We start from the raw sequence: 857 nt of genomic DNA, 5'->3' as shown, positions 1-857 counted from the left end.
AGAACAACACAGATAAAAAGAACGCCGGGAAGACCACCCGACACTTCGGCCAAAGAGCGTGGCCTTGTGTGCCTGTTAATATCTTATCCGCGGATAGATTCTATTAAGTTATTTATTCGCGGTTGAAATTAATAGTTCCGGAGCCGTTAGGCGACGGGCAAGGCCGAAAGGCCGCGTAAGTGTTCTTTGATTAACCATGAAGTCTATTCAAAGAAGTATCTCATGTAGTCATTTCTCCTACGCATTGCCTGCGCGTGGGAGACATAGAAAGGAGGCGTGATTATGGCGAGATTAACAGCGGATCAACTCGTTGCTATCGAGTGGTTGGCGAAGCCTAAGAAGGGCGGAAAGACTTACGAAGAGATTGCGGCTATGTGCGGAGTTACGGCGCGTACTCTCGAGAACTGGCGTAAGAAGCCGGAGTTTGATGCAGAGTTTAGGCGAGCGGTTAAGCGTGTGAATGACGTTAGATTGCCGGAACTCGTTGAGTCTCTTGCGGAGATTGCTATAACGGATCGTAACGCGGCAATGGCGAAGTTAGCGCTGCAGGTTGGCGGTATCTTAACGGATAGCGTAGAGGTAACGACTAAGGGCGGAGATGAGACGGATGTCGAAGCGTTGAGGTTGCGACTAGAGGCGTTGAAACGGGAAAAGTCCGAAGCTGCGGAATAGTAACGCTATTATATGTAGGGATACGCGTGGCGATGGTTCGGAACCTTTCGTGTCGGATGCGTTTTATCTGCAACGCGCTCCTGACGCGCACGCCCCGAAAACTTTTCGCACTTCACCGTAATACAGCGTTACGAACCGTCGGTTTATGCATAATACGAACGTTCATTCGTTGTATAACGTATTCA

The 857-nt window shown here is 49.5% G+C and carries 1 protein-coding gene; it reads left to right on the top strand.

The window, feature by feature from the left end:
* Positions 1 to 282: 282 nt before the first annotated feature.
* On the top strand, positions 283 to 672 hold the full coding sequence (locus ABD014_RS24775) for a phBC6A51 family helix-turn-helix protein (protein WP_343865950.1): 390 nt from the start codon (positions 283 to 285) through the stop codon (positions 670 to 672).
* Positions 673 to 857 lie beyond the last annotated feature (185 nt).

The organism is Paenibacillus motobuensis (assembly GCF_039521865.1).
Lineage (GTDB): Bacteria > Bacillota > Bacilli > Paenibacillales > Paenibacillaceae > Fontibacillus > Fontibacillus motobuensis.
This window is presented reverse-complemented; position numbering and strand designations above follow the sequence as displayed.